This is a genomic window from Lysinibacillus sp. Y5S-8, from assembly GCF_036894365.1.
Classification (GTDB): Bacteria; Bacillota; Bacilli; order Bacillales_A; family Planococcaceae; genus Lysinibacillus; species Lysinibacillus fusiformis_D.
In genome coordinates this window covers 4,230,044-4,249,636 of the sequence record NZ_CP145889.1, presented here as the reverse complement: position 1 = coordinate 4,249,636, position 19,593 = coordinate 4,230,044, and the positions used below count along the sequence as shown (strand labels likewise).

Below are 19,593 nucleotides of genomic sequence, written 5' to 3'. Positions count from 1 at the left end.
TTAATTGTCGAAACAATTCGGTAATTTGAATTTTACTTGTCACTTTCTTGAAACAACTGTATAGTAATCTTGTAATGTAAAGTCAAGTGTAAAGACAGGTGGTTGAGATGACAACAAATACAGTAGTAACAAATAAACCTCAGCAATCCATTTCTAGAAATAAACTTTTAGGTGTAGCGGGGGTAGGTTGGCTTTTCGATGCCATGGATGTTGGTATATTATCCTTCGTCATTGCGGCATTGGCAGCTGAATGGGGACTATCACCAAGTCAATCTGGCTGGATAGGTAGTGTTAATTCAATCGGGATGGCTGTAGGAGCACTTTTCTTTGGTGTTTTTGCAGATAAAGTAGGGCGAAAGCAAATTTTTATGTGGACTCTGGTCCTATTTTCTATTGCAAGTGGACTATCCGCTTTTACAACTACACTAACGGCATTTTTAATTTTACGCTTTTTAGTAGGTATGGGGCTAGGGGGAGAATTACCTGTAGCTTCAACATTAGTATCTGAAAGTGTAGCAGCCAAGGAAAGAGGGCGTGTAGTTGTCCTATTAGAAAGCTTTTGGGCAGCAGGATGGTTAATTGCTGCACTTATTTCATATTTCGTTATTCCTACTTGGGGATGGAGAGTGGCTCTTATATTAACAGCACTTCCAGCCTTTTACGCTATTTATCTTCGTTGGCATTTGCCAGACTCACCACAATTTACAGTGAAGGAAGAATCCAAAAAGCGAAGTATTGGCCAAAATATGAAAGAGGTTTGGTCGAAGAAGTACGCACGTTCTACGTTTATGCTGTGGCTATTATGGTTTACAGTTGTATTCTCTTATTATGGCATGTTTCTATGGCTGCCAAGTGTAATGGTTGGAAAGGGCTTTGACATGATTACAAGCTTTAAATATGTTCTAATCATGACATTAGCTCAATTGCCAGGTTATTTTACAGCAGCTTGGTTTATAGAAAAGTTCGGCCGTAAATTTGTCCTTGTTTCCTATCTAATTGGTACTGCAGGGAGTGCTTTCATTTTTGGGAATGCAGATACACTGGCCATATTGTTAATTTCAGGAATGTTTTTATCCTTCTTTAACTTAGGGGCATGGGGGGCATTATATGCCTATACACCTGAGCAATATCCGGCTATTATTCGCGGAACAGGTGCTGGCATGGCGGCTGCTGTTGGGCGAATCGGAGGTATTTTTGGTCCATTGCTCGTTGGTTTTTTATTAACGGCAGGCTATGATATAGGCTTTATCTTTGCCATTTTCTGTGGAGCTATCATTATAGGCGTGGTAGGTGTCATCTTCCTTGGAAGGGAAACAAAGCAGCTTGAATTAGAATAAAAATAAAAAGTTCTGGATCAGAGTAATGAATCCAGGACTTTTTTGTTTATATTCGCTAGTGAAATACATAAAAATAAGTATTTATTAATTTTTATTCAATTTTACGAATTTATTTGTTAAAATGACAAATCAATATAAAAAGGTAAATCAAATTGTTCTATTAGCAGGTTAATGTGATAAAGATTTTTCAGAAAAGTCATTGTATTCAAATTGTAATCGTGATACTGTATTTTTAATCGAATTTTGAGTCAGTAGGAAACAATCTCCCGTTCGTGATAAGGTCATTGAAAGAAAGGTTGTTAGGAATGAGTATTCATGAGGATATAAAGAAAAGGTTTGTAAGGCTGTCAAAGGGGCAGCGTAAAGTAGCACAATTTGTGATGGATAATCCCACTACAGTTATTGCTAATGGAGCAGCAGAGGTTGGCAGGCTGGCGAATGTAAGTGAATCTACAGTAATTCGTTTTTGTTATGCCATGGATTTATCAGGATATGTAGAATTGCAAGAGGAAATGAGAGAATATATGATGTCTCAAAATGAAGGGGTAAATCTACAACCTACATATACTGTAAAAAAGTTAACTAATTCTAGCTTTGGTAGGATCATGCAACAGGATAGCCAAAATATTCAAGAAACTATTCAATTGATTAACGATCAGCAAATTCAAAAAAGTTCGAAATGGATGCATGAGGCAGATCATATCTATATTCTTGGTACTCGTCACAATGCGTATGTCGCCAATTGGCTAGCCAACACATTAAAAACATTACGTTCTAATATTAAGCAGCTTCGCTTAGACTCGGATGATCTCGTTAATCAAATGAATAGTATGGGTGAACATACGACGTTAATTGTGCTATCCTTTGATAAACAGATGAAGGATATGAAGATGATTGTTGAAATTGCCAAGATGAAGAAAGTAAAGATTATTGCGATTACAGGGTCTGCATTTTCCCCTATCCGAGAATATGCCAGTGCATTATTTGCTCTTGGCACAAAAAAGCATTCTTCACTAAACATTGCACCAGTTTTATTTTCCTTTTTGCATGCCTTGCTAGAGGAAATGATAAGTCTGGATAAGGGGCAATATGAAAAATATCAGCAATCCTATGAGCAAGTTGAAAGTAATGTGTTATTCTTAGATGCTGCTAGAGAGAAGCAGGTTTTTTAATGTAGGCAACGCATAGATGGTGTGTACTCACACACAGGTCTATGCGTATTTTTATGAAATTCACTATAAAAAAAGATGTCCAAATATGATTTAGACATCTAGGAAAAATGAATTATAGAATTTTACTTAAGCTATATTCATTCACATACGTATCATTTAATTTAATGGCATTTTGTCGGATGCCTTCTTGTTGAAACCCTAGTTTTGTAAAAAGGTGTAAAGCTACATTATTATGTTCCATCACCGTTAACTCTAGACGAGAAATGTCTCGCTGTTTAGACCAATTTTCAACAGCGTTCATCAGTGCAGAGCCAATACCCCTTTGTTGATGTTCTTCCTTTACTGCTAAGCGAACAGAAGCAACATGTCTAGCTTTCGATTGTTTATACCCATGAATGACTGCATAGCCTGCAAAAATGCCATTTAATACACAGAGTAGTATTGTCCGGTTTTTTAGCTGTTTCCAATAGGTTAAATTTTTACGAAGTTGTTGGACAGTTAGATCTACTTCATTTTGAACATTATACATAAAGTCAGTTTGCTGAAAGATTTCCTCTTGTAAATGAATGAATGATCTAGCATCGGATGCTTCAATTCCTCGAATTATGTATGCAGATGGGCTTTCCTCATTGTTAGAAATACTGCTTTCGGTTGGCTTCATTTGCGAACGTGAGAAAGTTACGCTTGTCCCTAATTTAACATCAATAACATAATAACCTGCATTGGTCCAAGATAAATAGTGTGAGAGAGGGGGTTTAGTTTTTTTCCACCAGCTCTTATTTAAGTAGGCGGCGTTTGGTAATACTTGTCCCATAATGTTTTCTAATTCACTAAAGGATAAAGTGATCTCTTGTTGTAAAGCTACTTCAAAATAGTTTGCTAAAGGAATGTACTTTTTTTCCATCTTCTTTGTCATCGTAATCCCCATTTCCTGAATATCCAAAAATATAGACTATCTGATGATAGCATAAAATTATGATGACTTAAATATGAAAACCCAACTAAATATCTATATAAACTAATTATTTTTTTTAAAAGATGCATTTTTACTATTAAATGTTAAAAATAGGTTGGTAAAAATAGAGAGTACTATAGGAGTGTGTAAACCCAATAAAAGTTAAATAGCAACATAAGGTAGTTATAATATATATCTTATTTGCAAAGTATGTATTTAAAGATTAATTATTCTTTTATATAATAAATTATAGGCAGAAAGATTTTATCTGGATTCAGCAAATGCTTTTAGGAGTAAATTTTCGAGTGAGTTTGAAACAATCTGGATGAGGCTTCGTTGATTCAAAGTTACACTTTATCACTTATTAGGCTATAAGATATGATAAAATAAAATACAAATGTAAGTGCTATTTTAGGAGGAATTGATTGAATGAGTAAAGTATTAGTTTTTGGACATAAAAACCCAGACACAGACACAATCACGTCTGCTATTGTATATGCCTATTTAAAACAGCAAATTGGTGAAGAAGCTGAGGCAGTACGCCTTGGAGATATTAATAATGAAACTCAGTTTGCATTAGATAAATTTGGTTTTGAAGCACCTCGTTTAATTTCTTCTGTAGTAGGGGAAGCGGACAAGGTAATTCTTGTTGACCACAATGAATTCCAACAATCAGCGGATGGTATTGAGGAAGTACAAATTACAGAGGTAATCGACCATCACCGTATTGCAAACTTCCAAACAGCAGATCCACTATACTATCGTGCTGAGCCAGTAGGTTGTACAGCAACAATTCTAAACAAAATCTTCAAGGAAAATGGTGTAGCAATACCAGCTAATATTGCTGGCTTAATGTTATCAGCAATTGTTTCTGATACACTACTTTTTAAATCACCAACTTGTACAGAGCAAGACGTAAAAGCTGGTGAAGAGCTAGCAAAAATTGCAGGTGTGGACGTTGCAGACTATGGATTATCCATGCTAAAAGCAGGGGCTGACCTATCTGATAAATCACTAGAAGACCTTTTATCATTAGATGCGAAAGAATTCCAATTTGGTGAGTACAAATCAGTTGTAGCTCAAGTTAATGCAGTTGATATTAATGATGTACTTAATCGTCAAGAAGAACTAGAAATCCTATTAAATAAAAACGTTGCAGAAAACGGCTTAGATTTATTCCTCTTCGTTGTGACAGACATTTTAAATAATGATTCAACTGCTGTTGCAATTGGACAAGTAGCAGAAGCGGCAGCAAAAGGATTTGGTGCGGAACTCATTAACAACCGTGTTGTATTACCAGGCGTTGTTTCTCGTAAAAAACAAATTGTACCAGTATTAACGGAAGCACTAAAATAATAGGCTGAGGCTGGGACAAAAGAATTTTAGCCAAAGAAAACCCCGAACTACGAAATGTTCATTAATGTTTCGTAATAGTTCGGGGTTTCTGATTAAATTGCTTAGTTCATTCGAAAAATATCCAGCTTTCATATTAATCGAGTTTTAATGGTTGTACTGCTGGGCCTTCAAGTACCTCACCCTTAGCGTTAAAGCGCGAACCGTGGCAAGGACAATCCCATGTCTCATCTGCTTCATTCCATTTCGTTTTACAGCCTAAATGGGTGCAGGTCGGTGCCTTAGCGTTCTTCATATAACCAGCTATATACTCCTTTGCAACAAAGCCCCCTACTTTGAGCATCTGCATGAATTGCGCACCGAATTTTGTACGTGACGGTGAATAAAGGGCAATGGCACCATCCTCACTCTGTGCGCCTGTAATTAGGGTGGACAAGATATCACCAGCGACAAAGGAATTGGAAATTCCCCATTTACGGTAGCCAGTAGCAATCAGTACGTTAGGTAAGGAGTTTGTAATTCTTCCAACGTAAGGAACAATGTCAGGTGTTTCAATATCTTGAGCTGACCATCGATAAAGTGGCTGTTGTTCAAAGTGTTCCTTCATTTCATTGGAAATCGCTTCATAATACGGCTCCGTATGAACGGTTTCGCCAGCTATATGATTCGCTCCACCCATTACTAAATAATGTTCCTTGTCTATCGTGGCAGTCCGAATCGAACGGGAAGGGAAATCAACGGATAGATATTGCCCCTGCATCGTTTCGGAAATCTTACTAGCAATCATATAAGAGCGACTATTGGACAGTTTAAAAAGTTTGAGTCCTTTAAACGCCTCAATGGGATAATGCGAACACAAAATAAGCTTATTGTATTGAACCGACATATTTTTTTCGGTATGTAAGTTATTTTGTGATATGTTTAATCGCTGAACACGAGTATTGCTGTAAAGTCTTGCCCCCATTGCCTGTGCCTCTTTGACAAGGAAATTACTCACCTCTAAAGGATTTATTTGAGCTTGCTGTGACATACATAATGCTTTTGTGATAGGGAACGGTAGCTCTGTCTCAGAGGTAATTTTAGATTTAATATTTAAAACCTTATAGGCATTCCATTCTTTTAATAATTGTGCATAGCCTTCTTTTGTTTGACAGTATAACAGTGAGTCCACTGATCGAACACTGTGTGTCGGAAGTAATTGCCTAGCTTTCTCGATGGCTTGTTGATTGAGCTGATAATAAAGCTGTGCCTCTTCTATGGATAGTTTTTCTAACAGATTCGCATAGACAATACTATGCTGTGCTGTTAATTTTCCTGTGGAATGCCCTGTCGTTCCGTGACTAAAATGGGTATTCGCCTCAAGTAGAACTACATCCACACCTGCTTTTGCTAAAGTATAGGCTGTATACAAACCTGTTAAGCCCCCACCGATAATACATACATCACAAGTTGTTGAGGAAGTAAGAGAAGCTAGCGAGACTGACTCGGTTGTTGCGAGCCACAGAGATTGTGTCATATTGAAACCTCACATTGTTTTTATGTTCAGTATGTAGAAGGGCTTGAAAATTTATGCAGTGAAGCATAAATATTGCCTTGTGATTTGTTCTATCGCTACAATGTAGCAAAAGGAGTGAGTGTAATGAAAATTGAAATTTGGTCTGACTATGTATGTCCATTTTGTTATATTGGTAAAAAGCAATTAGAGAAAGCGATTGAAGATACTGGCTTTGGAGGGCAAGTGGAGTTTGTTTATAAAAGCTATCAATTAGATCCAACTACACCAGTAGAATCGACTAGTACTGTATATGAATCATTAGCCAAGAAATATGGAATGTCTTTAGAAAAGGCTAAGGAAATGACATTGGGCGTAACAGCACGTGCAAAAGAAGTGGGCTTAAACTACGACTTTAGCAATTTGATGGAAGAAAATACGCTAAAAGCACATCGACTTGTGAAATGGGCTGAACAACAGGGAGATGTTACAGCACTTGTGGAATTACTTTTACACAGTCATTTTATTGAAGGAAAGCGTATTGGCCAAGAAGACATTTTATTAGAGATAGCTGAGCAAGTAGGGCTACAGCGTGAAGCGGTTGCAAAGGTTCTTGCAAGTGATGATTATAAAAACGAAGTAGAAGTAGATATTCAAGAAGGTCTACAACTTGGTGTTCGTGGGGTACCATTTTTTGTCTTAAATCGTAAATATGGTATTTCAGGTGCTCAGCCACAGGAGGTATTTGAAGATACACTACGTAAAGTTGCTGAGGAAGAGGGTTTGCAACCAAAGCTAAAGATGGCTGGCTCTGATGATGAGGGTGTATGTACAGATGATAACTGTAAATTGTAGTTTACACAGAGGGGAGTAAAGCTTTAAACCCCCCTCTTGTTAGATGAATGAAAGAATCTTAACATAATATTTCAGTCAAAAGTCTGAGGAAAGTAACGTTGACATTTTAGGTGAAATTTTTTAAGATTAATATATATCTTGAATTCGAGATATTAGATTATGATGTTTAAGGGAGAATTTATATAATGAACGTTTTAGTAGTAAAAGCTAACAACCGTCCAGATGGTATTTCAACAAAAATGTATGATACATTCATGGAAAATGTACAAGGTCTCAACGTTACAACTTTTGACGTATTTGCTGAAGATATGCCTTATTTTGGACAAGACCTTTTCAATGCATTTGGTAAAGTACAAAATGGCGGTGAGCTAACAGACATCGAATCACGTCTTTTAGCTGCAAAACAAAAAGCAATGGACGCATTAACTGCAGCTGATATCGTTGTATTTGCATTCCCACTTTGGAACTTAACAATTCCAGCACCTTTACAAACATTTATCGACTATGTATACCAAGCTGGATTTACATTCAAATATGGTGAAAATGGTCAATTAATTAGCTTAATGACTGACAAAAAAGCAATCATTTTAAATGCTCGTGGTGGCTACTACTCATCACCAGAAGCACAACCAATGGAAATGTCAGTGAATTACATTAAAAATGTAGCAGGTGGCGTATTCGGTATGGAAATTATCGAAGAAGTTATTATTGAAGGTCACAATGCTGCACCTGATAAAGCACAAGAAATTATTGCAAATGGCCTAGAAGAAGTGAAAAAAGTAGCTCAATCACTTCAAACTGTGAATGCATAAAAAATATTTTTTAATAAAAGTCCTCTCAAATTAGGGAGGATTTTTTTTATTTTGTGAACAGATGTATGGTGTGGTATGGAGGTCGGACATATTGATATTAATTAATTATTTAGAATTTACATTTACTAACATCCTGTTTGCGGTGCAAGAATTAAAATGGTAGTAATCTATGATTTTGGAGAAAAGTAATTACCCATTCTTTTAAAAATACATATAATCAGGACTATTTATTCAGTAAAAAATAGAATTAGTTTAATATAATAGGATTTGTAGGAAAATACTAGATTATTAAGGAGGTTGTTGTATGAATAAGAAATTAATAACTAATTTCTTGGCAATGTTACTCGTTCTATTCGCGTTTATACCATTTGGATTTTCTGCAGATGCTGCTTCCAATGATGTAACACGTGCAGATTATGTAAAAGAACTAGTAAAGAGCTTAGATGTAGAGATAGGTGATGGTTCTTCTCTTGCCTTTACCGATGTCTCTAAGGATTTAGCACCTTATGTAGAAAAGGCTGTGGAATTAAAACTTATTAAAGGTAAAACAGCAACTACATTTGGACCAAACGATAAATTAACACGTCAACAAGCATTTGTTATATCTGCTCGTGGACTAGTTAGTGAAAACGCTTCCCTTTCTATTTTAGAGCAATTTAAGGATGCAGACCAAATTGCAGAGGCATATAAACAAGATTTAGCTAACGCAGTTGCTGCAAACATTTTGCAAGCATTTGAGGATAATACTATTCGCCCTCGTGATTATGTGACGAAGGAGCAAATGGAAAGTATTGTGGAGCGCTTTGTAGCAGAATATAAAGCACCTTCAGCTGGAGTATCAGTAGACCTTCAGATTTTAGGGACAACAGATATCCATACAAATTTAGCTAATTATAATTACTATTTAGATGCCCCCTCAACGGAGGTTGGTTTAGCTAATACGGCTACATTAATTGAACAAGCGCGCGCTAAAAATCCAAATACATTATTATTCGATAATGGGGATTTAATTCAAGGTACGCCACTTGGCTCTTATAAAGCGTTAGAAAGTGTATTAAAGCCAGGGGAAGTGCATCCAGCTATCGCAGCACTTAACGCATTAAAATATGATGGTGGAACTTTAGGAAACCATGAATTCAACTATGGCCTAGACTTTTTAGATGAAGTATTAAACGATGCTAAATATCCAGTCGTAAATGCTAATACTTACGATGCAAAAACGAAAAAGCGTATGTATACACCGTATGTCATTCTTGATAAAGAAGTGGTCGATAGCTCAGGTAAAAAGCATACACTAAAAGTTGGTGTAACGGGAATCGTTCCAACAAAGATTGTTGAATGGGATGCCATTCATTTAGCAGGTAAAGTGGAAATGCAGGAGCCTGTTGAAGCAGTAAAAGAGGTAGTACCAGACATGCAGAAAGCTGGTGCAGATGTAATTGTCGTTCTTTCGCATTCAGGTATTGGTGAGGACACTTATGTGAAGGGTGCTGAAAATGTTGGTTACCAACTAGCAGAAATTGAAGGCATCGATGCTTTAATTACAGGGCATTCTCATTTAACATTCCCTGGTGACTATAAGGACTTGAAAGATGTAGATCAAGAAAAGGGTACGATTCACGGTGTGCCGACTGTTATGGCGGGTAGCTATGGTAGTCACCTTGGTGTCATTGATTTAAAATTGGAACAACAAGGATCAGAGTGGGTAGTGGTAGACGGTAAAGGTTCATTGCAATCAATTAAGCAAGAAGGCTTAAAACCATCTGCAACAGTGCTAAAGGCTATTAAAGATGCACATGAAGGTACATTAACATATATCCGTCAGCCTGTTGGAGAAACAACTGCACCAATCCATAGCTATTTCTCAATGGTACAAGATGATCCTTCTATTCAAATCGTAACACAAGCACAAAAATGGTTTATTGAACAGGAGTTAAAAGGTACTGCTGATGAAAAGACACCTCTTCTTTCTGCTGGGGCACCTTTCAAAGCAGGCTCTCGAAATAACCCACTAGATTACACAAACATTCCTGTGGGACCACTTGCCATTAAAAATATGGCGGACATCTATCATTATGATAATACTGTTGCTACTATTAAAGTGACAGGTGCTCAAGCAATTGAATGGTTAGAAATGGCTGCGGGTATTTTTGCAACAATTGATTCGAATAAAACAGAAGAGCAAAATATTATCGATTCAGAAGCACGTTCTTATAATTTTGACGTGTTGGATGGCTTAACATATCAAATTGATGTATCATCACCAGCAAAATATGATCGCCGTGGTATCCTTGTTGATGAGAAGGCAAACCGTATTAAAAATGTACAATATAATGGTAAGCCAATCGATCTAAAACAAGAATTCATCATTATTACAAACAATTATCGTGTTGGTGGATCATATGGGGCAACATTTAAAAATGCTGATGGCTCTAATATTACTAACTATGCGTATGAAAATCGCCAAGCTGTAGTTGATTATATTATGGCGAATAAAACAATTAACCCTGCTGCGGATAATAACTGGTCATTTGTGCCGTTCCCAGCTAATACAAAGGTTATTTACCTATCTGCAAAAGATGCACAAAAGTTCATTCCTGCAGGTAGTAGCATCGAATATTTAGAAGAAACAGAAGCTGGATTCGCTAAATATTTAATTAAATAACGGTTTATGAAAAGGAGAGTACGATTTAATCGCTACTCTCCTTTTTATGTCTGTTAAATGAATGGTACCGTGTGCCTTGATAAGTTAAAATGCCGAAATCCCCGTCTACTAGCAGTCCATAGTCGTGCCCATTCATTTTAAGTTCATGACGCTCGCCGCTTAGTTCTTCAAACGTTACATAATAGGACGTAGATGCTCCAGTATTATTAGAGCCTCCACGTATATTTGTACGTTTTGTCACAACTTTAGCGGGTACCGTTAAAATGGGAGAACTGTTGTTTTTAGACCAGCTGATAATGCCTTTCACAACTATGAAGGCAATACTGCCAAAAACAATGAAAAAGATAATCGTTATAAAAACGGAACCAAATAAAAATTGCTCGTCAAACCGAAGCATCTAAATTCCTCCTTTCCTTTGGTGTTGAGGTGATTCTTACAGAAGATTTAACTCTAGATCAACAACAATATCTATTTCATCACTGATTAAAACGCCGCCTGTTTCTAGAAACGTATTATAGACTAGATTAAAATCGCGACGATCAATTTGTGTCTTTGCTTGAAAGCCAAATACTTCTTGTGCCCATGGATTGACACCTTTTCCTGTATATACTGTTGTAAATACGATGGGCCTTGTTATGTTTTTGATAGTTAAATCCCCATGAATGGCAAATTTTTTTTCATGAAGTTGATCAATATATGTAGAGGTAAATATGATTTTTGGATAGACGTCTGCATCAAAAAAATCGGGAGAAACGAGATGGACATCGCGATCATGATTTTTGGTAGAGACACTAGCCACGGCAATAGTAAATGAAATGTTTGCCTTCTGCATTTGTTCAATATCTGCTGCAACTATCTCAGCATTGTACGCTTCGAATGTTCCGTGAATACGGGAAATCATCATATGTCGCACAGAAAAGCCAATTGTTGAATGACTGAAATCAATAGTGTATTTTTTCATTTGAAAACCCCCTAAAACAGCATTCTACAACGAATGATAAAGTAAATAATTTGCTTATTCAATGAGTTTTTCATAAATGTGGAAATGTAGACACTTTTATAAAATTGTCATCTGTGAACATCGTAGTCATATTCATATAAAGATGAGCATTTTATTGTTAGCAGGTGATCTAAAAAATTCCCTCTATAATTGAAAAAAATGAGATTAAAGTTACTTTTAGTAATTTAATATAAAAAAGTTAATTAATTATTTTATGTAAATAAGTTACTTCAAATTTACATTTACTACATTAATCGTTACAATAGTTACATAGAGGTGAAAAATTATGAATGAGACAACTTTATGTCCTCGTTTAGCAAAAGCAATGGATTTAATCGGAAAACGATGGACGGGGTTAATATTATATCAATTATTAGATGGACCACAGCGTTTTAATGAAATCGAGTCTGCCTTACCTGTCAGTGGGCGCTTATTATCAGAACGCTTAAAGGAACTTGAGAAAGAAGGGCTTGTTGAACGCAAAGTATATTCCGAAGTTCCTGTACGCGTAGAGTATTCTTTAACAGATAAAGGTCGAGCATTAGAAGGCGCTATCCGCAATATAGAAACATGGGCAAGTAGTTGGCTCTAACATGAATAGATTGTTCTACTAGTAAATAAACTGGTTTTAATATTGTGCCAAAAACGACACTTGGAATGACTGTCAATTTTCTTTATAATATTCATCATCTCTGCACAGGTCTTACCTGTCATATAATATGAGATAAAAATACCCTTCATTTTACTTGTCAAATTGGGGTTCTAAATCCATACTGGTGTAGAGTAAGAAGGACGTTAGAAAGGAATTAGCTCTCATGACAAAAGAACAATGGGCGAAGGATTTAGCAAAAAATATTAATCCTGCCAATATTAAGTTAGATGAATCTTTACAGCAGTATACAATGACAAAATTAGGTGGCAAAGCAGATGTTTTTGTTCTTCCTGAAACAGAAGAAGAGGCAGCATCAGTTATTCGCTATGCATATATAAATAATATTCCTTTATTAATGTTAGGCAACGGCTCAAATATGGTTGTTCGTGATGGCGGTCATAGAGGAATCGTTGTAACATTCTCAAGTCTGGATGAGATTCGTATTAATGGTGAGCATGTTTACGCACAAAGTGGTGCACTAATCAAAGATGTATCGAAGCTATCAGCGCAAGCCTCTTTAACTGGTTTCGAATTTGCTTGTGGTATTCCTGGATCAATTGGCGGAGCAATGGCTATGAATGCAGGTGCTTATGGCGGTGAGATTAAGGATATTATTGTTTCATCTAAGGTGTTAACGAGAGAAGGAAACATTTTAATATTATCTAAAGAAAAGCTTGAGCTCGGCTATCGACAAAGCATAATTGCCAAAAAAGGCTATTATGTGTTATCCTCTGAATTTCAATTGGCGGTAGGGGTGCAAGAAGAAATTGATGCGAAGATTGCTGATTTAACGTTCCAACGTGAATCAAAGCAGCCTTTAGAATACCCATCTGCTGGAAGTGTCTTCAAACGCCCACCAGGTCATTTTGCAGGTAAACTTATTCAAGATAGTGGCTTGCAAGGTCAAGGTGTAGGTGATGCAGAAGTCTCTACCAAGCATGCAGGCTTTATTGTCAATAAAGGTAATGCCACTGCTACTGACTATATTGAAACAATCCGAATGGTCCAACGCATCGTGAAGGAAAAATTTGGTGTTGAATTAGAGACAGAAGTTAAAATTGTTGGTGACGATCTATAATATCACGCCCTTCGTTTAAGTCGAAGGGCGTTTTTTTAGGAGTGAGGATGAAATGAAATTTATATCATGGAATGTTAATGGAATACGAGCATGCTTAGGTAAAGGCTTTTTAGAATTCTTTCATCAAATGGAAGCAGATTTCTTTTGTATCCAAGAAACAAAATGTCAGGCTGGACAAGTAGAGCTTGCTCTTGAAGGATATGAGCAGTATTGGAATTATGCACAGAAGAAAGGGTATTCAGGAACCGCTATATTCACTAAGCATACCCCGTTGTCTGTTAAGTATGGAGTGGGGGAGGAAGACACTCAGGATGAAGGTAGAATTATTACATTAGAATATGAAAACTTCTATTTAGTGAATGTCTATACTCCGAATGCACAGCGCGATTTAGCCAGATTACCTCTCCGCTTAGATTGGGAGGACTGTTTAGCAAGCTATCTACAAAAACTGAATAGTAAGAAGCCCGTAGTCTATTGTGGTGACCTAAATGTTGCGCACACTGAAATTGATTTGAAAAATGCAAAGTCTAATATAGGAAATTCAGGATTTACATATGAAGAGCGAGCGAAATTCTCAGAGTTATTAGCAAGTGGTTTTGTAGATTCTTTTCGCTATAAGCATCCTGATGAAACTGACCATTACACATGGTGGTCCTATATGAATAAAGTACGTGAACGCAATATTGGTTGGCGTATTGATTACTTTGTTGTTTCTGATCTATTAAAGAATCAAATTGATATTGCAACAATCCACCCACACATTATGGGCAGCGATCACTGCCCAATTGAATTACAATTACATGTCTAGTGCTAAAAAATCGTATTTTCTCCATGAAAATACGATTTTTTTATGGTTGTTCTAGAAAATTAATAGGGTTGCTTCGCTCAAAAGTGAAAGCAAAGCGTTGAGGGAACCACTAAAGGGTAGCATCGAAGCACTCATAAAATAGGAGACCGTAAGCCAAAATCTATGAAACCAACACAAGATAACCTTCTCACATAAAGTCATATCTTCCTCTATAGAAAAATATGATTTTTCAAAACGGTTCAGTAGCCTTCAAAATTCTTATTGTTTATACTATTTTAATAGCGAATTGATATAAAATTTTGTATTTAAAGAAGATTTTTTATACATAACATACGGAAATTCGCTAAAAAATTTGCTCGTTAAAACGGGTTTGGGAAGGTAAAACGTGAATATAGTGCAAAGAGGGGGTTATGCAGTGGGAAAGAGAAAGTTTAGGTGGAAAAAGTGGCTCATTGTTTTTGCTGGGGTATTAGCTGCTTTGGCTGTTGTGACTTTTATTGGGTTTACATGGTTTATGAATAAATCCAAGCCAGTAATTGATGGTGAGTTAGTTGTTACTATTCTGGATCAGGATGTGACGGTCACAAGGGATGATAAAGGGGTTCCGCATATTTTGGCTGAAACAGATGCCGATCTGTATCGTGCACAAGGTTATGTCCAAGCGCAAGATCGACTGTTTCAAATGGATTTAGCACGAAGACAGGCAAGTGGTCGATTATCTGAAATCATTGGGGAAGCAACCGTTAATACGGACAAGCACTTCCGTACGTTCAGTTTACGTGATGCGGCGGAGAAATCATTAGCAGCTTATGATGAAGAAAGTAAGCAAGTACTAGAATGGTATGCTGAAGGGGTAAATGCTTTTATTGCACAGGCGAAGGAAAACAATACCTTAAGCTATGAATTTGCTTTGTTAGGCTATGAACCTGAGGAATGGACGGTTGTTGATTCCTTAACGATAGGTAAATATATGGCTTACGATTTGGGAGGGAATTGGAATACATTAGCCTTCCGTCACTGGGCATTACAAAACTTTGATGAAGCAAAGGCGAAGGAATTATTTATTAAATATCCTGAAAATGCTTCGTCGATTATCGAGGCCAATATCCAAACTCCTGTAGCAGTGGCAGGGCAGTTTAGTGCAGATTTATTACCAAATGAATTTAATGGTAGTAATAACTGGGTTGTTTCTGGGGATAAAACGAAATCTGGAAAACCGATTTTAGCAGATGACCCACATTTAGGGTTAAGTACACCTTCTATTTGGTATCAAATGCACCTACAATCCCCACAACAAAATGTCAGTGGTGTTATTTTTGCAGGGATTCCAGGTATTATTTTAGGTCATAATGATGAAATTGCCTGGGGTGTTACGAATGTGGGGCCAGATGTACAGGATCTATATATTGAAATACCAAATCCGGATGACCCAACACAATTCCGCTATGATGGCCAGTGGGAGCAAGCGGAGGTACGTGATGAGCCAATCAAGGTGAAGGATGGTGAAACGGTAGATTTTGACGTCGTTGTCACGCGTCACGGCCCTATTATGACAGATTTAGCCTTCAAGGATACTGAGCCCACAGCACAATTTTCGATGCAATGGACAGCGCTTCAACCTACAGCGGAATTGAGAGCGGTGCTTGGGTTTAATAAGGCAAAATCTTGGGAGGACTTTGAAAAAGCATTAGAAGATTTTAAGGCACCAGCTCAAAACTTTGTTTTTGCCTCAAAGGATGGCACAATTGCCTATAAAGCTAATGGTCAAATACCTATTCGTAAGCAAGGTGATGGACAATTACCAGTGCCAGGTGATTCTAGTGACTACGGCTGGGAAGATTTTATTCCTTGGGATAAACTACCGACTGTAGTGAATCCAAAGGAAGGCTTTATTGCAACGGCAAATAACCAAGTCATTGGAGAGGACTATCCTTATCACATCACGGATTTCTGGGCGCAGCCTTATCGTTTCGAGAGAATTAAAGAAGTGCTAGAGGCAAATGATGAAATTACAATAGAAGACATGATGGATTTGCAAATGGATCAGCATAATCTTTATGCAAGAGAGTTTCTACCCGATTTATTAACATCTATAAAAGCGAAAGAGCAGGATGGTCAGTATGCAGAGATTATTGCATTGTTAGAGGATTGGGATATGGTAGATGCAAAGGAATCAGGTGCCCCCCTTGTCTTCCATACACTTATGATTAAGTTACAGGAAGTGTTGTTTAAGGATCCAATGCCTGAAGATATGTATGACATCATGTATGGGAAGTTTAATATTACAGACCAACTCTTACGTACAGCATATGCAGGAGAGAAAAGCATTTGGATTGAGGAGCAGGGTGGTGTGGATGAGACAGTTTATAAGGCATTCGAGCTGACAATTGCACAATTACAAGAGCAATTCGGCAAAAATGCAGCGAAGTGGCAATGGGGTGATTACCATCAGCTTACGTTTGATCATACATTGGGTAGTGCTTCACCAATTCTTGCCGCTTACTTTAATGCTGAAAAGGTTCCGATCGGGGGATCGAAGGTTACTGTACAAGCAGCAGATAATGATTTAGCGGGTAATGTCAATCATGGTGCATCTTGGCGTTTTGTGGTAGATGTAGGGGATTTAAGCTCAGCCTATCATATTGTTGGTCCTGGTCAGAGCGGGCACGTAAAGTCTGATTGGTACCAGGATCAAGTGCTTGATTGGGCGAATGGTGATTATCATCAAACGTTTGTGAAACAAGAATATATAAAAGGAAAAACATTACAATTAAAGACACAATAATAAAAAGGTTAGCGTACATAATAAGTGCGCTAACTTTTTTTATTAAAAATTACAATGATATAGATCATTAACATTCAAATATTCGTTTGAATATGATGGAATAATATGTTATATTGATTACAATCAAACGAATATTTGAATGAGGTGAGAAAATGCCAAAAGAAATATGTGAGGTGACGCATGTACATGAAGAAGCGGTCACGAAGGTACAGCAACAAATGCCTGATTTGTCAGGTGTAGCAAAATTTTTAAAAGCATTATCTGATGAAACAAGACTTAAAATTGCCTATGCCTTAACGGTAGAAGATGAATTATGTGTTTGTGATGTTGCAACTATTATTGGGTCATCAGTAGCGACAGCATCCCATCATTTACGATATTTAAAAGAAAATAATTTAGCCAGATCACACCGTATAGGAAAGCAAATGTATTATTCTTTAGCAGATGAGCATATATACCAAATTGTAACAATTGCCTATGAACATGCGAAAGAGGGGATTGCCAATGGCAGCGACACCAACTAAACAAGAATACAGGCTACAAAATCTATCCTGCGCCAGCTGTGCGGCGAAATTTGAGAAGAATGTAAAGGCTATACCTGCTGTACAGGATGCACAAGTTAATTTTGGCGCTTCTAAAATTACTGTAATCGGCCCTATTAGTGTCGATCAAATTGAAGAAGCAGGTGCCTTTGACGGCATTAAGGTTACCCAATCAGCAGCAAGAACACTTGAAAATGCTACCCCTTTTTACCGTAAAAAAGAGAATGTTCTAGCTGGTATATCTTTGCTTTTTGTTATTTTAGGCTATCTATTTGTTAGTATGCTAGAGGAATCACATCCGCTACCGATAGCGATGTTCATATTAGCGATACTTGTGGGTGGAGTTGGCATTTTTAAAATAGGATTCCGAAATTTAGCGCGCTTTGAATTTGATATGAAAACGCTTATGACGATTGCTATTATTGGCGCTGCTATTATTGGCGAATGGGAAGAAGCGGCTGTTGTCGTCTTTTTATTCGCTGTGAGTGAGGCGCTTGAAGCGTATTCAATGGATAAAGCTCGTCAGTCCATCCGTCAGTTAATGGATATAGCTCCACCAACAGCTATTATTAAAAGAGCTCACGGAGAACACTTCCATGAGATGGAACTACCAACAGAAGACATTGAGATAGGTGATATTTTAATTGTCAAGCCAGGGCAAAAGATTGCAATGGATGGGATTGTTATTAGCGGGTTGTCTGCAGTCAACCAAGCAGCCATTACAGGTGAATCGATTCCCGTTAATAAAACAGTAAATGATGAAGTATTTGCTGGGACGCTTAATGAAGAGGGTGCGCTCGAAGTACGTGTGACAAAGCGTGTGGAAGACACAACCATTGCCAAAATTATTCATCTGGTAGAAGAAGCACAGGCAGAAAAAGCACCTTCTCAGCAATTTGTTGATCGCTTTGCAAAATATTACACACCAGCCATCATGATTATTGCTTTTCTAGTAGCTGTTATTCCACCATTATTAGTAGGTGACTGGCAGCACTGGATTTACCAAGGTTTAGCTGTTTTAGTTGTAGGATGTCCTTGTGCACTTGTTGTCTCTACACCAGTTGCCATTGTAACTGCAATTGGGAATGCTGCAAGGCAAGGTGTACTTATTAAAGGCGGTGTTCACTTAGAACAATTAGGACATATTGAAGCTGTAGCTTTTGATAAAACAGGTACATTAACTGAGGGACAACCAGCAGTAACGGATATTGTGACAACAGATAATTGGTCAGAGGACTATGTATTACAGCTAGTGGCAGCAGTAGAAAAGCAGTCTCAGCATCCTTTGGCTAAAGCTATTTTAAAAAAATCGCATGATAAAAATTTACTAGAGCTAGTACCAACAGATTTCCAATCAGTAACAGGCAAGGGTGCGTATGCTACAGTAGACAATCAGATTATTTATGTAGGCAGTATGAAATGGATAGTGACATTAACTACTGTAGATAAAAAAGTTGAAAATCAAGTTAAAAAATTGCAAGAACAGGGTAAAACAGTAGTAGCAGCTGTTTCGAATAGCCAATTTATTGGGCTTATTGGAATTGCTGATCAATTGCGCCATGAAAGTAAGGACGTATTACAAAAATTAAATGCCTTGAAGGTAAAGCATATGGTGATGTTAACAGGTGATGCAGAACCCACAGCACAAGCTATTGCTACTTCATTAAAGATGACAGATGTGCGCGCTGGTTTATTACCAGAGGAAAAATTAATGGCGATTAAGGATTTACGTGCACAGTTTGGTGCTGTAGCAATGGTTGGGGACGGGGTAAACGATGCACCAGCATTAGCAACTGCAAATGTAGGAATTGCCATGGGTGGAGCAGGAACAGATGCAGCTCTTGAGACGGCGGATATTGCCTTAATGGGTGACGATCTAACTAAACTTCCGTATACCATTGGCTTGAGCAGAAAAACATTACGCATCATTAAAGAGAATATTATATTTGCCCTAGTTTTAAAATTAATTGCGTTGTTGCTTGTCATTCCAGGATGGCTGACTTTATGGATAGCAATTTTTGCAGATATGGGTGCTACGCTATTAGTTGTATTTAATTCTTTAAGACTAATTAGAGCAAAAAAGTAGT

General features: G+C 37.3%; 16 protein-coding genes. 12 read left to right on the top strand and 4 right to left on the bottom strand.

From position 1 onward, the window contains the following. Positions 1-107: 107 nt before the first annotated feature. Both V6670_RS20750 and V6670_RS20745 read left to right on the top strand, forming a co-directional pair. Positions 108-1,337, top strand: a complete 1,230-nt coding sequence (locus tag V6670_RS20750; protein WP_338652007.1) for an MFS transporter — start codon at positions 108-110, stop codon at positions 1,335-1,337. A gap of 305 nt (positions 1,338-1,642) precedes the next feature. Then, positions 1,643-2,509 (top strand): MurR/RpiR family transcriptional regulator, encoded by an 867-nt coding sequence (locus tag V6670_RS20745; RefSeq protein ID WP_338652006.1) that lies wholly within the window; start codon positions 1,643-1,645, stop codon positions 2,507-2,509. A gap of 112 nt (positions 2,510-2,621) precedes the next feature. On the opposite strand, the gene V6670_RS20740 is transcribed toward V6670_RS20745, so the two are convergent. Beyond that, complete coding sequence (locus V6670_RS20740; protein ID WP_338652005.1) at positions 2,622-3,425, bottom strand: GNAT family N-acetyltransferase; 804 nt, start codon at positions 3,423-3,425, stop codon at positions 2,622-2,624. A 468-nt stretch (positions 3,426-3,893) separates the two neighbouring features. Here V6670_RS20740 and V6670_RS20735 point away from each other — a divergent pair, with 468 nt between their 5' ends. Continuing rightward, complete coding sequence (locus tag V6670_RS20735) at positions 3,894-4,820, top strand: manganese-dependent inorganic pyrophosphatase (protein WP_338652004.1); 927 nt, start codon at positions 3,894-3,896, stop codon at positions 4,818-4,820. Between the two features lie 133 nt (positions 4,821-4,953). On the opposite strand, the gene V6670_RS20730 is transcribed toward V6670_RS20735, so the two are convergent. Continuing rightward, a complete protein-coding gene (locus V6670_RS20730; RefSeq protein ID WP_338652003.1) occupies positions 4,954-6,333 on the bottom strand; it encodes an FAD-dependent oxidoreductase in 1,380 nt (459 codons plus the stop codon). Between the two features lie 123 nt (positions 6,334-6,456). On the opposite strand from V6670_RS20730, the gene V6670_RS20725 reads away from it, so the two are divergent. The 3 genes from V6670_RS20725 (at position 6,457) to V6670_RS20715 (ending at position 10,641) form a co-directional block, all read left to right on the top strand. After that, positions 6,457-7,164 (top strand): DsbA family oxidoreductase, encoded by a 708-nt coding sequence (locus tag V6670_RS20725; protein WP_036119248.1) that lies wholly within the window; start codon positions 6,457-6,459, stop codon positions 7,162-7,164. Positions 7,165-7,349: 185 nt separating this feature from the next. Further along, complete coding sequence (locus V6670_RS20720) at positions 7,350-7,976, top strand: FMN-dependent NADH-azoreductase (RefSeq protein ID WP_141904285.1); 627 nt, start codon at positions 7,350-7,352, stop codon at positions 7,974-7,976. 304 nt (positions 7,977-8,280) lie between these two features. After that, the gene (locus tag V6670_RS20715) at positions 8,281-10,641 is read left to right on the top strand and encodes a bifunctional 2',3'-cyclic-nucleotide 2'-phosphodiesterase/3'-nucleotidase (protein WP_338652002.1); all 2,361 of its coding nucleotides are present in this window, start codon (positions 8,281-8,283) and stop codon (positions 10,639-10,641) included. Between the two features lie 25 nt (positions 10,642-10,666). On the opposite strand, the gene V6670_RS20710 is transcribed toward V6670_RS20715, so the two are convergent. Together V6670_RS20710 and V6670_RS20705 are read right to left on the bottom strand one after the other, a co-directional pair. Then, a complete protein-coding gene (locus V6670_RS20710) occupies positions 10,667-11,038 on the bottom strand; it encodes a DUF2500 domain-containing protein (protein WP_338652001.1) in 372 nt (123 codons plus the stop codon). 36 nt (positions 11,039-11,074) lie between these two features. Then, positions 11,075-11,602 (bottom strand): YceI family protein, encoded by a 528-nt coding sequence (locus tag V6670_RS20705; protein WP_338652000.1) that lies wholly within the window; start codon positions 11,600-11,602, stop codon positions 11,075-11,077. Positions 11,603-11,927: 325 nt separating this feature from the next. On the opposite strand from V6670_RS20705, the gene V6670_RS20700 reads away from it, so the two are divergent. The 6 genes from V6670_RS20700 (at position 11,928) to V6670_RS20675 (ending at position 19,592) form a co-directional block, all read left to right on the top strand. Then, positions 11,928-12,233 carry a helix-turn-helix domain-containing protein gene (locus tag V6670_RS20700; RefSeq protein ID WP_036119224.1) on the top strand — a complete coding sequence of 102 codons (306 nt, stop codon included), beginning with the start codon at positions 11,928-11,930 and terminating at the stop codon, positions 12,231-12,233. Positions 12,234-12,456: 223 nt separating this feature from the next. Beyond that, positions 12,457-13,371, top strand: coding sequence for a UDP-N-acetylmuramate dehydrogenase (gene murB, locus V6670_RS20695; RefSeq protein ID WP_338651999.1), 915 nt, complete (start codon positions 12,457-12,459; stop codon positions 13,369-13,371). A gap of 52 nt (positions 13,372-13,423) precedes the next feature. After that, positions 13,424-14,179, top strand: coding sequence for an exodeoxyribonuclease III (locus tag V6670_RS20690; RefSeq protein ID WP_338651998.1), 756 nt, complete (start codon positions 13,424-13,426; stop codon positions 14,177-14,179). Positions 14,180-14,594: 415 nt separating this feature from the next. Continuing rightward, the gene (locus V6670_RS20685) at positions 14,595-16,964 is read left to right on the top strand and encodes a penicillin acylase family protein (RefSeq protein WP_338651997.1); all 2,370 of its coding nucleotides are present in this window, start codon (positions 14,595-14,597) and stop codon (positions 16,962-16,964) included. A 152-nt stretch (positions 16,965-17,116) separates the two neighbouring features. Continuing rightward, complete coding sequence (locus V6670_RS20680; protein WP_036119214.1) at positions 17,117-17,488, top strand: metalloregulator ArsR/SmtB family transcription factor; 372 nt, start codon at positions 17,117-17,119, stop codon at positions 17,486-17,488. After that, positions 17,469-19,592, top strand: coding sequence for a heavy metal translocating P-type ATPase (locus V6670_RS20675; RefSeq protein ID WP_338651996.1), 2,124 nt, complete (start codon positions 17,469-17,471; stop codon positions 19,590-19,592). The genes V6670_RS20680 and V6670_RS20675 overlap by 20 nt, the downstream gene beginning before the upstream one ends. Position 19,593: the final 1 nt, after the last annotated feature.

Coding starts and splice junctions, on each gene's coding strand:
- V6670_RS20745 (WP_338652006.1), top strand. CDS start 1,643: ATGAGTATTCATGAGGATATAAAGAAAAGGTTTGTAAGGCTGTCAAAG.
- V6670_RS20725 (WP_036119248.1), top strand. CDS start 6,457: ATGAAAATTGAAATTTGGTCTGACTATGTATGTCCATTTTGTTATATT.
- V6670_RS20690 (WP_338651998.1), top strand. CDS start 13,424: ATGAAATTTATATCATGGAATGTTAATGGAATACGAGCATGCTTAGGT.
- murB (WP_338651999.1), top strand. CDS start 12,457: ATGACAAAAGAACAATGGGCGAAGGATTTAGCAAAAAATATTAATCCT.
- V6670_RS20700 (WP_036119224.1), top strand. CDS start 11,928: ATGAATGAGACAACTTTATGTCCTCGTTTAGCAAAAGCAATGGATTTA.
- V6670_RS20735 (WP_338652004.1), top strand. CDS start 3,894: ATGAGTAAAGTATTAGTTTTTGGACATAAAAACCCAGACACAGACACA.
- V6670_RS20740 (WP_338652005.1), bottom strand. CDS start 3,425: ATGACAAAGAAGATGGAAAAAAAGTACATTCCTTTAGCAAACTATTTT.
- V6670_RS20715 (WP_338652002.1), top strand. CDS start 8,281: ATGAATAAGAAATTAATAACTAATTTCTTGGCAATGTTACTCGTTCTA.
- V6670_RS20705 (WP_338652000.1), bottom strand. CDS start 11,602: ATGAAAAAATACACTATTGATTTCAGTCATTCAACAATTGGCTTTTCT.
- V6670_RS20680 (WP_036119214.1), top strand. CDS start 17,117: ATGCCAAAAGAAATATGTGAGGTGACGCATGTACATGAAGAAGCGGTC.
- V6670_RS20750 (WP_338652007.1), top strand. CDS start 108: ATGACAACAAATACAGTAGTAACAAATAAACCTCAGCAATCCATTTCT.
- V6670_RS20720 (WP_141904285.1), top strand. CDS start 7,350: ATGAACGTTTTAGTAGTAAAAGCTAACAACCGTCCAGATGGTATTTCA.
- V6670_RS20675 (WP_338651996.1), top strand. CDS start 17,469: ATGGCAGCGACACCAACTAAACAAGAATACAGGCTACAAAATCTATCC.
- V6670_RS20730 (WP_338652003.1), bottom strand. CDS start 6,333: ATGACACAATCTCTGTGGCTCGCAACAACCGAGTCAGTCTCGCTAGCT.
- V6670_RS20710 (WP_338652001.1), bottom strand. CDS start 11,038: ATGCTTCGGTTTGACGAGCAATTTTTATTTGGTTCCGTTTTTATAACG.